General features: G+C 57.3%; 12 protein-coding genes. 9 read left to right on the top strand and 3 right to left on the bottom strand.

Translation table 11 applies throughout. The annotated features are described in order from the left end of the window. The first annotated feature begins 158 nt into the window (after positions 1 to 158). From murB to L6R44_RS16030, 3 genes are read left to right on the top strand one after another with little or no spacing between them, the layout of a single operon-like run. Positions 159 to 1,187, top strand: coding sequence for a UDP-N-acetylmuramate dehydrogenase (murB, locus tag L6R44_RS16040; protein WP_237424752.1), 1,029 nt, complete (start codon positions 159 to 161; stop codon positions 1,185 to 1,187). Beyond that, entirely contained in the window at positions 1,184 to 2,146 is a 963-nt protein-coding gene (gene birA / locus L6R44_RS16035) for a bifunctional biotin--[acetyl-CoA-carboxylase] ligase/biotin operon repressor BirA (RefSeq protein ID WP_237424751.1), read from the top strand. Before murB ends, birA begins: the two co-directional genes overlap by 4 nt. 16 nt (positions 2,147 to 2,162) lie before the next feature. Next, positions 2,163 to 3,155 carry a glycosyl hydrolase family 8 gene (locus L6R44_RS16030; protein WP_237424759.1) on the top strand — a complete coding sequence of 331 codons (993 nt, stop codon included), beginning with the start codon at positions 2,163 to 2,165 and terminating at the stop codon, positions 3,153 to 3,155. Between the two features lie 59 nt (positions 3,156 to 3,214). Here L6R44_RS16030 and bcsG read toward each other — a convergent pair whose 3' ends face one another. The 3 genes from bcsG to bcsE are packed head-to-tail and all read right to left on the bottom strand — an operon-like array spanning position 3,215 to position 6,640. Further along, the gene (gene bcsG, locus L6R44_RS16025; RefSeq protein ID WP_032644640.1) at positions 3,215 to 4,894 is read right to left on the bottom strand and encodes a cellulose biosynthesis protein BcsG; all 1,680 of its coding nucleotides are present in this window, start codon (positions 4,892 to 4,894) and stop codon (positions 3,215 to 3,217) included. Then, on the bottom strand, positions 4,887 to 5,084 hold the full coding sequence (bcsF, locus tag L6R44_RS16020; protein ID WP_024908822.1) for a cellulose biosynthesis protein BcsF: 198 nt from the start codon (positions 5,082 to 5,084) through the stop codon (positions 4,887 to 4,889). The genes bcsG and bcsF overlap by 8 nt, the downstream gene beginning before the upstream one ends. Continuing rightward, on the bottom strand, positions 5,078 to 6,640 hold the full coding sequence (bcsE, locus tag L6R44_RS16015; protein WP_032644639.1) for a cellulose biosynthesis c-di-GMP-binding protein BcsE: 1,563 nt from the start codon (positions 6,638 to 6,640) through the stop codon (positions 5,078 to 5,080). The genes bcsF and bcsE overlap by 7 nt, the downstream gene beginning before the upstream one ends. A gap of 171 nt (positions 6,641 to 6,811) precedes the next feature. Between bcsE and bcsR the strand changes: the two genes are divergently transcribed. The 6 genes from bcsR to bcsC are packed head-to-tail and all read left to right on the top strand — an operon-like array spanning position 6,812 to position 17,384. Then, a complete protein-coding gene (bcsR, locus tag L6R44_RS16010) occupies positions 6,812 to 7,000 on the top strand; it encodes a cellulose biosynthesis protein BcsR (protein WP_008503237.1) in 189 nt (62 codons plus the stop codon). Between the two features lie 11 nt (positions 7,001 to 7,011). Further along, positions 7,012 to 7,764: a cellulose biosynthesis protein BcsQ gene (bcsQ, locus tag L6R44_RS16005; protein ID WP_032644638.1), complete on the top strand. Its 753-nt coding sequence runs from the start codon at positions 7,012 to 7,014 to the stop codon at positions 7,762 to 7,764. After that, the gene (gene bcsA / locus L6R44_RS16000; RefSeq protein WP_237424750.1) at positions 7,761 to 10,376 is read left to right on the top strand and encodes a UDP-forming cellulose synthase catalytic subunit; all 2,616 of its coding nucleotides are present in this window, start codon (positions 7,761 to 7,763) and stop codon (positions 10,374 to 10,376) included. Before bcsQ ends, bcsA begins: the two co-directional genes overlap by 4 nt. Positions 10,377 to 10,386: 10 nt before the next feature. After that, positions 10,387 to 12,807, top strand: a complete 2,421-nt coding sequence (bcsB, locus tag L6R44_RS15995) for a cellulose biosynthesis cyclic di-GMP-binding regulatory protein BcsB (RefSeq protein ID WP_237424749.1) — start codon at positions 10,387 to 10,389, stop codon at positions 12,805 to 12,807. Positions 12,808 to 12,813: 6 nt separating this feature from the next. Further along, entirely contained in the window at positions 12,814 to 13,920 is a 1,107-nt protein-coding gene (gene bcsZ, locus L6R44_RS15990) for a cellulose synthase complex periplasmic endoglucanase BcsZ (protein ID WP_237424758.1), read from the top strand. After that, on the top strand, positions 13,902 to 17,384 hold the full coding sequence (gene bcsC / locus L6R44_RS15985) for a cellulose synthase complex outer membrane protein BcsC (RefSeq protein WP_237424748.1): 3,483 nt from the start codon (positions 13,902 to 13,904) through the stop codon (positions 17,382 to 17,384). Before bcsZ ends, bcsC begins: the two co-directional genes overlap by 19 nt. Positions 17,385 to 17,430: the final 46 nt, after the last annotated feature.

The following is a 17,430-nucleotide window of genomic DNA, read 5'->3' as shown; positions in this document are numbered from 1 at the left end:
GGTCTCCCCATGTGAGAGTAGGGAACTGCCAGGCATCAATTAAGTGAAGAGGCCATCCGGAAGGATGGCCTTTTTGCATTTCTGCGCTATACAAACTAATCCCCCAACGCCCTGCTTATACGGTAAACTACCTGCGTTTTTGCATCAGGATAGCGTCTATGAACCACTCCCTTAAGCCCTGGAATACCTTTGGCATTCAACGTAATGCTAATCAAATTGTACGTGCCGATACCGCACAGCAGCTGCTGGATGCATGGCAACGCGCAACAGAAAAAAACGAACCCGTACTGATTCTGGGCGAAGGAAGTAATGTCCTGTTTCTCGACGATTTTGCGGGCACGGTAATCGTTAACCGCATTATGGGAATTGGTATTGAAGAGCGTGCAGATAGCTGGCATCTGCACGTGGGCGCTGGAGAAAACTGGCATCATCTGGTGCAATTTACCCTCGAAAAGGGGATTGCGGGTCTGGAAAACCTTGCGCTTATCCCGGGCTGCGCCGGATCGTCACCCATTCAGAACATCGGTGCCTACGGCATCGAACTGAAGCATGTCTGTGAATACGTCGACTGCATCGAACTGGCGACCGGAACGGCGACGCGTTTAACGGCAGAACAGTGCCGTTTTAGCTATCGTGACAGTATCTTCAAACATGAATATCAGGATCGCTACGTGATTGTCGCCGTGGGCCTGCGCCTGTCGAAGAACTGGCAGCCCGTACTGACCTACGGGGATTTAACGCGTCTCGACCCGTCTACCGTTACCGCTCGCGACGTTTTTGACTCGGTTTGCCATATGCGGATGACCAAGCTTCCCGACCCGAAAGTAAATGGAAATGCCGGAAGCTTCTTCAAAAACCCGGTTATCAGCGGTGAAAATGCGGAACGCTTTCTTGAAGAATGGCCAACCGCGCCACATTACCCTCAGGCGGATGGCAGCGTGAAGCTGGCTGCCGGATGGCTTATCGATCAATGCCAGCTAAAGGGCACTTCAGTCGGCGGCGCAGCCGTTCACCGACAGCAGGCGCTGGTGCTGATTAATCAACGCGATGCGACCAGCGACGATGTGGTACAGCTGGCGCATTATGTGCGTCAGCGCGTGGGCGAAAAGTTTAACGTCTGGCTGGAGCCAGAAGTCCGCTTCATTGGCCGCACTGGTGAAGTTAATGCCGTGGAGGCTATTGCATGAAGGACAATACGGTCCCGTTAACCCTGATTAGCATCCTGGCGGACGGTGAATTTCATTCCGGCGAGCAGCTGGGTGAGCAGTTGGGTATGAGCCGCGCCGCCATTAACAAGCATATCCAGACGCTCCGCGACTGGGGTGTCGATGTGTTTACGGTTCCCGGAAAAGGCTACAGCCTGCCGGAGCCAATTCAGTTGCTGGATGAAGACACAATACGTAGCCAGATTGGGCACGGCAATGTGGCGGTGCTGCCTGTGATCGACTCGACGAACCAGTATCTGCTGGATCGTCTGCCTGAGCTGAAATCCGGCGATGCCTGTGTTGCTGAATATCAGCAGGCCGGTCGCGGCCGTCGTGGCCGCAAGTGGTTTTCACCCTTTGGTGCCAACCTCTATCTGTCCATGTACTGGCGACTCGATCAGGGCCCGGCCGCTGCCATTGGCCTGAGTCTGGTCATCGGCATCGTCATGGCGGAGGTGCTTCACGATCTGGGTGCGGATCGGGTGCGTGTTAAATGGCCTAACGATCTGTACCTCAACGATCGTAAACTTGCCGGTATTCTGGTCGAACTGACGGGAAAAACGGGCGATGCGGCACAAATCGTCATTGGCGCTGGCCTCAATATGGTGATGCGCAATGTCCAGAATGATGTGGTGAATCAGGCCTGGACTAACCTCCAGGAAGCGGGGATCGCCATCGATCGTAACACCCTTGCCGTGCGTATGATTAAAGAGCTGCGCAGCTCGCTCACGCTTTTTGAGCAGGAAGGGCTGGCACCGTTCCTGTCTCGTTGGGAAAAGCTGGATAACTTCATCAACCGCCCGGTGAAACTGCTGATTGGTGATAAAGAGATTTACGGCATTTCCCGCGGTATTGACGCTCAGGGCGCGCTGCTCCTTGAAAAGGATGGCGCGATCAAACCCTGGATGGGCGGTGAGATTTCCCTGCGGAGTGCCGAATAACCGGATGGAGTGAATGATGCGAAAACCCGTCTGCATGACGCTTGCCGTCATGATGAGTGTGCTGTTCTCACCTCTCTCTCAGGCGGGTCAGGCCTGGGAGAGTTACAAGGCCCGCTTTTTCAAACCGGAAGGCCGCATCGTTGACACCGGCAATGGCGGCGTATCGCATACGGAAGGTCAGGGTTTTGCCATGATGATGGCGGTGGCTAATGACGATAAAGCCACGTTCGACAAGCTCTGGCAATGGACAGACAGCAAGCTGAAGAACAAAGAAAACGGTCTGTTTTACTGGCGTTATAACCCCGCAGAGTCCAATCCGGTTGCTGACAAAAACAATGCCGCCGATGGCGATGTGCTGATTGCCTGGGCGTTGCTCAAAGCCGATGCCCGCTGGCATGACAAACGCTACAGCGCCGCATCGGATGCCATTACAAAAGCGCTCGTTACCCATAACGTTATCCGCTATGCGGGCTACCGCGTGATGCTCCCCGGCGTCGAGGGATTTAAGCTTGACGGCGAAGTGGTCCTTAATCCTTCCTATTTTGTTTTTCCGGCCTGGCAGGCCTTCGCCGGACGCAGTCATTTGCCGGTCTGGCGCGATTTGATTAAAGACGGGAAACGCCTGCTGGAAAAAATGGGGTCGGGTAAAGCGAATCTGCCCCCTGACTGGGTTTCGCTGGCATCAGGCGGCAAGCTGGCACCCGCCAAAGGGTGGCCGCCGCGGATGAGCTATGACGCGATTCGTATTCCGCTGTACGTTGCCTGGTCTGATAAGCAAAGCCCGCTGCTGGCCCCGTGGAAAGCGTGGTTTGGTCAATTCCCCCGCGAACAAACGCCCGCATGGGTTAACGTCACCACCAACGAATACGCTCCCTACATGATGGAAGGTGGCCTCCTGGCCGTACGTGATTTAACGATCGGCCAGCCATCCGGCGAACCGGAAATCACGGCAAAGGACGACTACTATTCGGCAAGCCTGAAAATGCTGGTGTGGATTTCCGCGCAATAATAACGCACTGAAAATCCCCTCTCCCCAATGGGGAGAGGGCTAGGGTGAGCGGAAACCCGTTACTGCGGATACGGCACCCAATCGCCGCCGTTCAGGCGAACGTAAGGTTTGTTCTGGTATTGAATCACGACCGCGTTGGCATTCTCTGAGACTTCTGCCGTTTGCGGCAGGTTGCTGGTGAGCTGGTCCCAGTTCACGCTATCTTCCACAAACAGCTTCCCGTCAACGGCGCGGGCAACCAGTTCTGAGATGGCCAGATAGCTGGTCGGCTGGGTGATTTCAATCGGTGCGCCCTGATGCGGTGCCTTCATACCAAAGAATTTAATACCTGCAGGTACGTTGGTAATCGACGGGCTTGGGATGTCACGCAGACCGGACACCTGCATTCTGTCGCCCTTCAGCGCGCCGCCGTGCTCTGGCACCACAACCACCATCACCTTACGGCCTGATTTTTCCAGCTCCGTGAAGAACGCGTCCAGCTCGTCGAAAAGTTTTTGCGCACGCACTTTATAATCTGCCGTTTTGCTCACGCCCGGGAAGTGGTTACCGTCGTGGAGCGGCAGGGTATTAAAGAACGTCGCGCTGCGCGGGTTGCTGTCCTTTTCGATGGTCTGCAGCCAGCGCTGCAGGACAGCGGTATCGTCATAGACGGGCGAACCGTCGAAGCCCAGCAGGGAGACAGGAAGGCCGGTTTGATCCATCAGCGGCGCCTGCATGCCACCCTCTTCGCGCACCTCTTTCAGGAAGTTACCGAACTGGCCGTTATGCCCCAGCATCAGATGCTGCGTAAAGCCCAGTTTTGAGAGATTATCGAAGAGGTAACACTGGTTTCCAGCCGGCTGGTACAGGTTTTTATGCGATGGCTGACCGCAGCTTGCACGCAGGAGACGAATCGCCGCCGGGCCGCTGTACGAGGTGGCAGAGTTGAAATCTTTAAACTGAATATCGAAATGCGACCACAGCGGATGAGACATCAAACCGGCGGCATCCACGTCGGCCCAGGAGAGCGAACAGATGTTAATCACCAGCAGCTCAAACGGCTGAGCATCCGCCGGCAGCGCATCCGGGAATTTCGTCTGTCGCTTATCTTCCGCGGTATAGAAGCTGGAAAGCCACGCATTGAGGTTGGTGGAGGTCGGCGGTGCGGTCTGGGTTGGAATATCACCCACCACAGGCGTATCGCCTGCCGTGGTCACGGTTGCCGCTGCGCTTCCCCCGGTGGTGGTCACCGTGGTTGTCGGCTGTCCGGCAGGCCACAGCGAAAAGCTTGGTCCCGCCAGCGTCAGCACGTTAAGCCAGATCATAATCGCGACGACAAATACCGTGACGCGGATCCACTGTGACAGGAACAGCCAGGCCACCAGCAGGACAAAGATGGCACCGATCATCTGCCAGTTAATAAAGCGCTCAACCAGATCGAGCATGTAGTCCGTACTGAAGCCCGCGACCTGTGACCCCTGGCTCATTATGCTGTCCGGACCCGGCAGCCAGGTATCGTGCCAGAACAGCGCAAAGCCAACGGGGATGGCCACCCAGTGACGCAAGCGATGCAGCCTGATATTCGGCAGAGGCATCAGCAGGAAGGCCATAAACACCAGGTTTAGAAGGGGATGGAAATTCAGGTAGCCTGCCCACAGCAGACCAAACTTCACCAGAAAGTAGAAGTTCCAGCCGGAAAGGCCGCGCCAGTATTGCCAGAGCGGCGAGGGTGACGAAGCGGTATAGGTAGAATTAGTCATGTTTTCGGTCTGCCTTGACGTGTGATGCCCGTGTCAGTGTTCCGGCTGGTTTTACATAGCGAGGTTTGATAAACAGCACTCTGGCCGTATCACGGATACGGCGAATGGAATGGCGCGCGTAGTAGCCAAGCGGGAAAAAGATCAGCGCACAGAATATAACCAGTTGAATAATATCGCTGATATTCATGATGATGCGTTCTCCGCGTTGTCTGTTAATAAGCGAAGGGGTTCCGGCACCCGACGCCAGATGTGTCCATCATGTCTGGCATTGAGGATCGGTTTGGCATCGCTTGCGATAGCGAGCGGTTTAGCCCATTGCTCAGGCTGGAGCGCACGCATCTGAACCAGCTCCGCGCTGATGGTATTATCTTCGAACCAAATCATACGGTTCGAGAAAATATCCCCGGTAGGCAGGGGGAAGATATGGTTAAGCGCCGTATCGAGATCGTTAACCCGGCAGAAGGACAAAAACAGCACCAGGCGATTGTCGCCAATGGTCATAATGTCCCCTGTACGGTTCGGGCGACATAAGGTGAGGGCCTGCTCAACGCGGATCCCCGGGACAGGACGCAGGGCAACCATGACCCCTTTCCCGTCAGCGGGAAGTAGCGTATTGCTCATCATGTTGCCGACGGCGTCGCAGAAGGTATCCCATTTTTGGTAACCACGCAGCTTCATCGGCTGCGTCATGGAGAGCAGCGTGGAAATATCTTCCGGTACGTGGCGGCTAAACTGCTGGCCCTGAACGCTTTCGATAAGCGTCAGGCAGCGTGATAACGGCGCATTCCAGGGGATAACCATGTTGGCGCCGCAGCCCAGAAGCAGACGCTCATCGGTAGCGCGCAGGCTGGTGTTATTTTCGCGAACGATAATTTTCAACGCACTGCCGCGCTGGCGGCGTAAGGTGTGTATCTGCCTTGCCAGCGTTTCAATCTGGTTATTCTGCATCAATGAGAAAATAAGCGTAGCCGCCTGAGTTGTGCGGGCTTCGTGGAAAAGGGCTTCGTTAGATTCAAACAGTGACCAGTTTTCCGACAGGGCGGGTGCCCCCTCTAACACCGCGATGTGGCTCAGGATGCGCTTTTCATCACTGCGCGGTTGCACCACGGTTTCTTCCTGCTGTGCCAGATGCCACTTACCTTCGATATGTTTCAGCGTAAGCTGTTGCCTGGCGCTCACGCCTTTTTCATTACACCAGAATGCAATATCGTAGAGATAGCTCCCCACCTGGTCACGTACGCTTGCCAGGCCGAAAAGAGAGCGATATTCGCCCATTAAAAGCGAGAACAGCTTGTCATTATTACTGCCGGGATTGACTATCAATAGCGTGCAATTTTGAAATTTTGCCCATTTATTGATTTTTTCCAGCCATGACAGCAGTTTTTCCGTAGGGATATTTTGCAGGACGTTATTTGCACATTTAAGAATCACTAAATAGTGATCCGGATCAATCGTGCACTGAACGTCGCGGGACAAAAAGTATAGACTATCCGCTTCCGCCGACATAGAAAATAAGCGCACCGTCTGGGGACCGCGATCGTTTTCCAGCGTGATAATTTTCTTCGGATCTTCGCCCATGCTAATGACGGCCACGCGGGAATCCTTATCCTGGGCCGCAATTGTCTGGTTTACCAGACTGATAGCATCTTCATTACGATCCGTATTAATCCACCAGACTCCTCCGACTGGCATGTGGCTCAATTCGTCCCATAATGACTGGATGCCAATAGAAAATATGGAGTCCACGGTGTCCCTCTTTTCGACTAATTTATCTGTATCTCAGTTTACTAGCGAAAGCGTAGAAATAAACCTAACATTGAAATTAAAGAACATCAGATTTAGCATGTAAATCAAATTTGATGGGCAGGAAGCCTCGCTACTTCTGATCTTGCGATTTTACTCAAAGGGATAGAAAGAATGGATAATAATGAGCCCGGTACCCCAGTCGACTCAACCCTGGGCTACACATTCCAGAACGATTTTCTGGCGCTGACGCAGGCCTTTTCTTTACCTGAAATAGATTACACCGATATTTCCCAGCGGGAACAGTTGGCCGCGGCTATTAAACGCTGGCCGTTATTAGCTGAATTCGCCCATCAACAATAAGGGAGCCATTGATGGCCATACTCGGATTACAGGGTGTCCGTGGGGGTGTGGGTACCACATCCGTTACCGCGGCGCTGGCGTGGTCATTACAGCTTTTAGGTGAATCGGTGCTGGTTATTGACGCCTGCGCCGATAATTTGCTGCGTATGTCGTTTAACGTCGATTTTAACCGTGAAGAGGGCTGGGCCCGCGCGCTGCTTGACGATAAGGACTGGCGGGATGCAGGTATGCGCTATACCTCGCAGCTTGATTTGCTGCCGTTTGGCCAACTGACCACCACGGAACGCGAGAATGAGGCCGCGTACCAGCGCCTGTTTTCGCAGTTCACGCTTGCGCTGCAGGACCTGAAAGAAAAGGGACACTATAAGTGGATCCTGCTGGATCTGCCGCACGGTGCCGGCACGCTGACCCGACAGCTCATCGCGCAGTGCGACCATATCCTCTCGATCGTTAACGTCGATGCCAACTGCCATATCCGCCTGCATCAGCAGGGGTTACCGCAAAATGGCCATATCCTGATTAACGATTTGCGCGTTGGCAGCCAGATCCAGGACGATCTGTATCAGGTCTGGCTGCAAAGCCAGCGCCGCCTGCTCCCCATTGTCATCCACCGTGATGAGGGAATGGCGGAATGCCTTGCGTCGAAACAACCGCTCGGCGAATACCGCAGCGATTCACTGGCGGCAGAAGAGATCCTGACGCTGGCTAACTGGTGTCTGCTGAACTTCGCCAACAGGGCGGAGCATGCAGGGAGTGCTGTATGAGTCGTCTCGCCAGCTGGTTACTCATCCCACCGGTCAGTTCGCGCTTGAGCGAGCATTACCGGCATTTTCGCCGACACGGTGCGTCGGCGTTTAGCGCCGCGCTCGGCTGTTTCTGGATGATTCTGGCCTGGATATTTATTCCACTCGAACACCCGCGCTGGCAGCGCATACGTGCACGGCACGATGAGCTTTATCCGCACATTAATCCCGATCGGCCACGGCCTTTGGATCCGGCGCGCTATCTCATTCAGGCCGCCTGGCTGGTCGTGACCTCGTCGCGAAGAGAACGCCAGACGCCGCACTGGCGCAGCTTCTCCCGCGTACAGCAGCTTCGCGAACGCTATCATCAGTGGCTGGATAAACTGCCTGACAGCGTGACCGACAGGACCAGCCATCTGGATAATCAAAAAGAGCTCGGGCACCTCCACCCGGGCCTGCGGCGTTTTATCCTCGGCGTGATTGTCGTGTTCTCGCTGATTCTGGCGCTGGTCTGCATTACGCAGCCTTTCAACCCGCTGGCGCAGTTCACCTTCCTGATCCTGCTGTGGGGCGTGGCGCTGCTGGTTCGCCGTATTCCGGGCCGCTTCTCGGCGCTGATGCTGATCGTGCTGTCGCTAACGGTCTCCTGTCGCTACATCTGGTGGCGCTATACCTCCACCCTGAACTGGGACGACCCGGTCAGCCTGGTGTGCGGCCTGGTGCTGCTGTTTGCTGAAACCTACGCCTGGATTGTGCTGGTGCTGGGCTATTTCCAGGTCATCTGGCCGCTCAACCGCCAGCCGGTTCCGCTGCCGAAGGACACCACGACGTGGCCAACCGTCGATCTCTTCGTGCCGACCTACAACGAAGACCTGAGCGTGGTGAAGAACACCATCTATGCCGCGCTGGGCATCGACTGGCCAAAAGATAAGCTCAAGGTCTGGATCCTCGACGACGGCAACCGTCCGGCATTCCGCCAGTTCGCGGAGGAGGTGGGTGTCGAATACATCGCCCGTCCGACGCATGAACACGCTAAGGCGGGGAACATCAACAACGCGTTGAAGTATGCCACCGGGGAGTTCGTCTCGATCTTTGACTGCGACCACGTGCCGACGCGCTCGTTCCTGCAGATGACCATGGGCTGGTTCCTGAAGGAGAAAGAGCTGGCGATGATGCAGACGCCGCACCACTTCTTCTCGCCGGATCCGTTTGAACGTAACCTTGGCCGTTTCCGTAAGACCCCGAACGAAGGCACGCTGTTCTATGGACTGGTGCAGGACGGAAACGACATGTGGGACGCCACCTTCTTCTGCGGCTCGTGTGCGGTTATCCGCCGTAAACCGCTGGATGAAATTGGCGGTATCGCCGTCGAAACGGTCACCGAAGATGCGCACACCTCGTTGCGCCTGCACCGCCGTGGCTATACCTCGGCCTACATGCGTATTCCGCAGGCTGCCGGTCTGGCAACGGAATCACTGTCGGCGCACATTGGCCAGCGTATTCGCTGGGCGCGCGGCATGGTGCAGATTTTCCGTCTCGATAACCCGCTGATAGGCAAAGGGCTCAAGCTGGCGCAGCGTCTCTGCTACGTCAACGCCATGTTCCACTTTCTGTCCGGTATCCCGCGGCTGATCTTCCTGACCGCACCGCTGGCGTTCCTGCTTCTTCACGCCTATATCATTTACGCGCCCGCGCTGATGATTGCGCTGTTCGTTCTGCCGCATATGATCCACGCGAGCCTGACGAACTCGAAGATACAGGGTAAATACCGCCACTCCTTCTGGAGTGAAATCTACGAAACGGTGCTGGCCTGGTACATCGCGCCGCCGACCATGGTCGCGCTGATTAACCCGCATAAAGGGAAATTCAACGTCACCGCGAAGGGCGGTCTGGTGGAAGAGGAGTACGTCGACTGGGTGATCTCCCGTCCGTATATCTTCCTGGTTTTGCTGAATATTGTGGGCGTCATTGTCGGCGTCTGGCGTTACTTTTACGGCCCGGAAAACGAAATCCTGACCGTCTTCGTGAGTATGGCCTGGGTCTTCTACAACCTGATTATTCTCGGTGGCGCGGTGGCGGTGTCGGTGGAGAGCAAACAGGTTCGTCGCGCGCATCGCGTTGAAATCTGCATGCCTGCGGCGATCGCCCGTGAAGATGGCCATCTCTTCTCCTGTACCGTGCACGACTTCTCAGACGGAGGTCTGGGGATCAAAATCAACGGCCAGGCGAAAGTGCTGGAGGGGCAAAAAGTTAACCTGCTGCTTAAGCGCGGCCAGCAGGAGTATGTCTTCCCGACGCAGGTTGTTCGCGTGGTGGGCAATGAAGTCGGTCTGCAGCTGATGCCGTTGACCAAAAAGCAACACATTGATTTTGTGCAGTGTACGTTTGCCCGCGCGGATACGTGGGCTCTCTGGCAGGACAGCTTCCCGGAAGATAAACCTCTGGAAAGCCTGCTGGATATTCTGAAGCTGGGGTTCCGTGGCTATCGTCACCTTGCAGAATTTGCCCCGTCGTCGGTGAAAATAATTTTCCGGTCACTTACTTCGCTGGTTTCCTGGGTCGTGTCGTTCATTCCTCGTCGTCCTGAGCGAGATGAGGCGAAGCAGGCGGACCCGGTTATGGCTCAACAATGATGATAACGCGATGAAAACTAAACTTTCCTGGTTATGTGCAGTGGCAATGGGGATGAATGTCCTCCCCGCAACAATGGCTAACGCCGCTCCTGATAACGCAGCGGCTACGCCTGCGCCAACGGTACCCGTCGTTGCGCAAGCAACCGATCCGGTTGTCACTGCGGCACCCGGTCAAACAGAAAACATCATGCCGAACCAGCCAACGGAGGGGAACACCCTGCCAGCAGACGGCCAGGTTATTGGGCAGGTGATGCCGGGCGTGCGGGGGGCAAATGCGCCCGTCGTCGCGGACAATGCGCCGTCACGGGACGTGAAGCTGACCTTTGCGCAAATTGCACCGCCTCCGGGCAGCATGGTGCTGCGCGGCATCAACCCTAACGGCGGCATCGAGTTTGGCATGCGCAGCGATGAGGTGGTCTCTAATGCGGTGCTGAACCTTGAATACACCCCGTCACCATCGCTGCTGCCGACCCAGTCTCAGCTGAAGGTCTACCTCAATGACGAGCTGATGGAGGTGCTGCCCGTCACCAAAGAGCAGCTGGGCAAGAAAACCCTGGCTCAGGTGCCGATCAACCCGCTGTTCATCACTGACTTTAACCGCGTCCGCCTGGAATTTGTCGGCCACTACCGCGATGTCTGCGAAAACCCGGCCAGCAACACGCTGTGGATGGACGTCGGGCGCAACTCCTCGCTGCAGTTGACCTACCAGTCGCTGGCGCTGAAAAACGATCTCTCCGCGTTCCCGGTTCCGTTCTTCGATCCACGCGATAGCCGTCCGCTCACGCTGCCGATGGTGTTTGCATCGTCCCCGGACGTGACCCAGCAGCTGGCGGCCACTATCGTGGCGTCCTGGTTTGGTTCACGCGCGGGCTGGCGTGGTCAGAGCTTCCCGGCGATGTATGACAAACTGCCGGACAGAAATGCCATTGTGTTTGCCACCAACGCAAAACGCCCGGCGTTCCTGCGCGATCATCCGGACGTCAAAGCGCCGACCGTAGAGATGATAAACCACCCGGACAACCCGTACGTGAAGCTGCTGGTGGTCTTTGGTCGTGACGATAAGGATCTGGTGCAGGCCGCAAAAGCGATTGCCCAGGGCAACGTCCTTTTCCGCGGCGACAGCGTGGTGGTGGATGAGGTCAAGCCGCTGCTGGCGCGTAAACCTTATGATGCGCCAAACTGGGTGCGTACCGACCGTGCCGTCACCTTTGGCGAGTTGAAAACCTATGAAGAACAGCTGCAGGCGACGGGGCTTGAGCCTGCGCCGATTAGCCTGTCGCTGAATTTGCCGCCGGATCTGTACCTGCTGCGTACCAACGGCATCGATATCAACCTGAACTACCGTTATACCGCGCCGGCCACCAAAGACAGCTCGCGCATGGATATCAGCCTGAACAACCAGTTCCTGCAATCCTTCAGCCTGCAAAGCACCCAGGATACCAACCGCCTGATGCTTCGCCTGCCGGTGCTGCAGGGGCTGCTGGATGGGAAAACGGATGTCTCCATTCCGGCGCTGAAGCTGGGTGCGATAAACCAGCTGCGTTTTGACTTCCAGTACATGAACCCGATGCCGGGCGGCTCGGTTGATAACTGCATCACCTTCCAGCCTGTGCAGAACCACGTCGTGATTGGCGATGAGTCGACCATCGACTTCTCGAAGTACTATCACTTCCTGGCGATGCCGGATCTGCGCGCCTTTGCCAACGCGGGCTTCCCGTTCAGCCGCATGGCCGATCTCTCTGAATCCATTGTCGTGATGCCAAAAGCGCCGAACGAAGAGCAGGTCACAACCCTGCTGGACGCCATGGCGACCGTGGGTGGACAAACCGGACTACCGGCAATTAACGTCACGTTGACGGACGATGGCAGCCAGATTCAGAACAAAGATGCTGACATCATGATAATCGGTACCATTCCGGATAAGCTCAAGGATGACAAACGTATCGATCTGCTGGTGAAAGCGGCCCAGTCATGGGTTAACACGCCGATGCGCCAGACCGAGTTCCCGAGCATTATGCCGGACGTGAACGACCGTCAGGCCAGCGTGCAGACGACGGTTACGTCTCAGGGGGCGATGGCCGCGGTGGTGGGCTTCCAGTCACCTTACAACGACCAGCGTAGCGTGGTGGCTCTCCTGGCGGACAGCCCGCGCGGATATGAACTGCTCAATACGGCCATGAACGACAGCGGTAAACGTGCCGCGATGTTTGGCTCCGTGTCGGTGATCCGTGAGTCCGGCGTCAACAGCCTGCGCGTGGGTGACGTGTACTACGTGGGCCATCTGCCGTGGTTCGAACGCCTGTGGTATGCGCTGGCTAACCATCCGGTTCTGCTCGCCATCCTGGCGGCGGTCAGCGTGGTCTTGCTGGCCTGGGTGCTGTGGCGTCTGCTGCGAATCATCAGCCGTCGTCGTCTGAATCCGGATGAGTAAGTTGTGATGAAAGCCTTTCGCTGGTGTGTATTAGCAGCGGTGATGCTGGCGGCGCTTCCTCTTCGCGCCGCCTGTACCTGGCCTGCCTGGGAGCAGTTTAAAAAGGACTACATCAGCGAGGGCGGGCGCGTCATTGACCCCAGTGACGCGCGCAAAATTACGACCTCGGAAGGGCAAAGCTACGCCCTGTTCTTTGCCCTGGCGGCGAACGATCGCAAAGCCTTTGACCAGCTGCTGACGTGGACGCGCGATAATCTTGCCGGCGGCGATCTCAACGACCATTTGCCTGCCTGGCTATGGGGTCAGAAAGAGAAAGAGACGTGGGCGGTGATTGATACTAACTCCGCCTCTGACGCCGATGTCTGGATTGCCTGGTCCCTGCTCGAAGCGGGTCGTCTGTGGAAACATCCCGACTATACCCGCACGGGTCAAGCGCTGCTGAAACGCATTGCCAGCGAAGAAGTGGTGAAAGTGCCGGGACTCGGCGCAATGCTGCTGCCGGGTAAAGTCGGTTTTGCCGATGAACACGCCTGGCGCTTTAACCCAAGCTATCTTCCTCCGCAGCTGGCGGCGTATTTCACGCGTTTTGGTACCCCGTGGGCCCAGCTGCGTGAGACCAATCTACGCCTGCTGCTGGAGAGTGCGCCAAAAGGTTTTTCGCCGGACTGGGTGCAGTATCAGAAGAACAGAGGCTGGCGTTTACAGCAGGACAACGCGCTGGTGGGGGGCTATGACGCCATCCGCGTGTATCTCTGGGTGGGCATGATGAGTGATAAAGATCCTCAGAAAGCCCGGCTGCTGGCGCGCTTCCAGCCGATGGCGACAAAGACGATAAAACGGGGTATGCCGCCGGAGAAAGTGGATGTCGCGACGGGGAAACGCACCGGCGACGGCCCGGTTGGGTTCTCAGCCGCTATGCTGCCGTTTTTACAACAGCGTGACGCTCAGGCGGTTCAGCGCCAGCGCGTTGCGGACCATTTTCCCGATAACAATGCCTATTACAGCTACGTGCTGACTCTCTTTGGGCAAGGATGGGATCAGCATCGTTTTCGCTTCACCGCAAAAGGTGAATTAATACCGGATTGGGGCCAGGAATGCGCAAGTTCACAGTAAATCTACTCACTTTATCGCTTGGCCTGGCGCTTATGCCGTGGGCCCAGGCCGCCAACTCTCCGCAGCAGAAACAGCTGCTGGAACAGGTTCGGCTGGGCGAATCGACACAGCGTGAGGATTTGGTTCGTCAGTCGCTCTATCGTCTCGAGCTGATTGACCCGAACAATCCTGACGTCATTGCCGCCCGCTTTCGCTACCTGCTGCGCCAGGGCGATAACGCCGGCGCGCAAAAAGAGCTGGATCGCCTGAAAGGGATTGCGCCGGGGTCGAGTGCGTACCAGTCATCACGCAACACGATGCTGCTTTCCACCCCGGATGGCCGCCAGCAGCTCCAGCAGGCGCGATTGCTCGCCACCACGGGACACACGCAGGAGGCGATTGCCGCCTATGACAAGCTGTTTGACGGCAACCCGCCGGGCGGCGACGTGGCAACGGAATACTGGAACGTCGTCGCGAAAGACCCCGCTCGCCGGAATGCAGCCATTAACCAGCTCAAGAAAATCAATGCCAGCAGCCCGGGGAATGCGCAGCTGCAGTCGACGCTGTCCCAGCTTTTGTTCCAGAGCGGACGCCGTGATGAAGGCTTCGCGGTATTGCAGGAGATGGCTAAATCGACCAATGGCCGTAACCAGGCGTCTGATATGTGGTATGACCAAATCAAGGGCCAGCCTGCCAGCAGCGCCAGCGTCAGCGCGCTGCAAAAATACCTGAGCGTATTCAGCGGCGGCGACAGCGTCGCGGCGGCGCGCGCCCAGCTTGAAGCCCAGCAAAAACAGCTCGCCGATCCGGCGTTCCGCGCGAAAGCGGAAGGGCTGGCGGCGGTAGATGCCGGGCAGGGGAGTAAGGCGGTGGCCGAGCTGCAAAAGGCCGTCAGCGCCAACCATGCCGACAGCGAAGCGGTGGGCGCCCTTGGACAGGCTTATTCCCAGAAAGGCGACCGCGCCCGCGCGGTGGCCCAGTTTGAAAAGGCGATTGCCCTCGATCCCCAGAGCGACAACCGGGGGAAATGGGACAGCCTGCTGAAGGTTAACCGCTACTGGCTGCTGATCCAGCAGGGCGATGCCGCGCTGAAGGCGAATAACCCGACGCAGGCGGAGCGCTACTATCAGCAGGCGCGCAGCGTCGACAATACCGATAGCTATGCCGTGCTGGGGCTGGGCGATGCCGCCGCGGCGCGTAAAGATAACGACGCGGCGGAACGCTATTATCGTCAGGCGCTGCGCATGGACAGCGGCAACAGCAATGCGGTTCGCGGCCTGGCCAATATTTACCGCGCGCAGTCGCCGGAGAAAGCCTCGCAGTTTATCCAGTCTCTCTCCGCCAGCCAGCGCCGAAGCATAGATGATATTGAACGTAGCCTGACCAACGAGCAGCTTTCCGCCCAGGCAGAACAGCTGGAGAATCAGGGGAAATACGCCCAGGCGGCAGAGATCCAGCGCCGTCGTCTGGCGCTCTCTCCCGGCGACGTGTGGATAACCTACCGTCTCTCGCGCGATCTCTACAGCGCGGGCCAGCGCAGCCAGGCGGATACCCTGATGCGCCAGCTTGCCAGCCAGAAACCGTCCGACCCGGATCAGGTGTATGCCAACGGGCTCTATCTCTCCGGAAACGACCAGGACCGGGCCGCGCTGGCGCATCTGGACACGCTGCCGCGCAGCCGGTGGAACGGCAATATCCAGGAGCTTGCCGACCGTCTGCAAAGCAACCAGGTGCTGGAAACCGCCAACCGTCTGCGCGACGGCGGCAAAGAGCAGGAGGCGGAAAACCTTCTGCGTCAGCAGCCAGCCTCCACCCGCATCGACCTGACGCTGGCGGACTGGGCGCAGCAGCGCGGCGATCTGAACGCGGCGAAAACGACGTACAGCGCCGTTCTGCAGCGTGAGCCGCAGAACGAAGACGCGATCCTCGGCCTGACCGAGATTTACAGCGCGCAGGGTAACAAAGATGCCGCGCGCGCAGAGCTGGCGAAACTGCCCGCCGCGCAAAACGGCCAGCCGCCGTCCCTCAACATGCAGCGCCGGATCGCGATGGCGCAGGCAGGGCTGGGCGATTCCGCTGCCGCCGAGCAGACCTTCAACAGCATCATTCCGCAGGCCAAATCGCAGCCTGCCTCGATGGAAAAAGCGCTGGTGTTACGTGATGCCGCGCGTTTCCAGGCGCAAAACGGCCAGCCTCAGCAGGCGCTGGACACCTATAAAGACGCCATGGTGTCGTCCGGCATCACGACGACCCGCCCGGCCGACAACGACAGCTTTACCCGTCTGACGCGTAATGATGAAAAGGATGACTGGCTGAAGCGCGGCGTGCGCAGTGATGCCGGTGATTTGTACCGTCAGCAGGACGTTAACGTCACGCTGCAGCACGACTACTGGGGCTCCAGCGGCACGGGCGGCTATTCCGATCTGAAAGCCCATACCACTATGCTGCAGGTGGATGCTCCGCTCTCTGACGGGCGCATGTTCTTCAGAAGCGATCTGGTCAACATGGACGCCGGTTCATTCGATAACAATAACGGGACTTACGATCCTAAATGGGGGACCTGCTACGACACACCGTGTAGCGGCAGCACCCATCAGAGTGACAGCGGCGCGAGCGTTGCCGTTGGCTGGCAGAACAAAACCTGGTCGATGGATATTGGCACCACGCCGATGGGCTTTGACGTCGTCGACGTGGTGGGCGGCATCAGCTATAGCAGCGATCTGGGCCCCATTGGCTATACCGTTAACGCCCATCGTCGGCCCATCTCCAGCTCTCTGCTGGCGTTCGCCGGGCAGAAAGATACCAACACCGGCACCACCTGGGGGGGCGTACGCGCCACCGGCGGCGGCGTAAGCCTGAGCTACGATAAAGGGGAAGCGAACGGCGTCTGGTCAAGCCTGAACGCGGAAACGCTGACGGGTAAAAATGTGGAAGATAACTGGCGCGTCCGATGGATGACGGGTTACTACTACAAGCTCATTAATAAAAACAACGAGCGCCTGACGGTGGGCGTCTCCAATATGCTCTGGCACTACGACAAAGACCTGAGCGGATATACTCTGGGTCAGGGCGGCTACTACAGCCCGCAGGAGTATGTCTCCTTCGCGCTGCCGGTGACCTGGCGTAAACGCACGGAGAACTGGTCATGGGAGCTGGGTGGCTCGGTGTCCTGGTCTCACTCCAAAACGAATGACGAGCTGCGCTACCCAATCCAGAATCTGATCCCGACCGATGAGCCAGACCGCTATACCGACCGGGGCGCGATGGAAACCGGCAGCAGCTCCTCGGGCACGGGCTATACCGCGCGGGCCATTATCGAACGCCGCGTAACGTCCAACTGGTTTGTGGGCATGGGCGTGGATATTCAGCAAGCGAAAGACTATACCCCAAGCCACGCGCTGATTTATGTGCGTTACTCTGCCGCAGGCTGGCAGGGCGATATGGACTTACCGCCGCAGCCGCTCATTCCTTACGCGGACTGGTAATCGGATTTTCCTTAATCCATTTGTAAGTCTCTCTTAATAGCACAGC

The sequence above is a fragment of the Enterobacter cloacae complex sp. ECC445 genome, from assembly GCF_021892025.1.
Taxonomy (GTDB): domain Bacteria; phylum Pseudomonadota; class Gammaproteobacteria; order Enterobacterales; family Enterobacteriaceae; genus Enterobacter; species Enterobacter chengduensis.
Note: the sequence above shows the minus strand (reverse complement) of the source record. Positions and strands in the feature narration are given on the sequence as shown.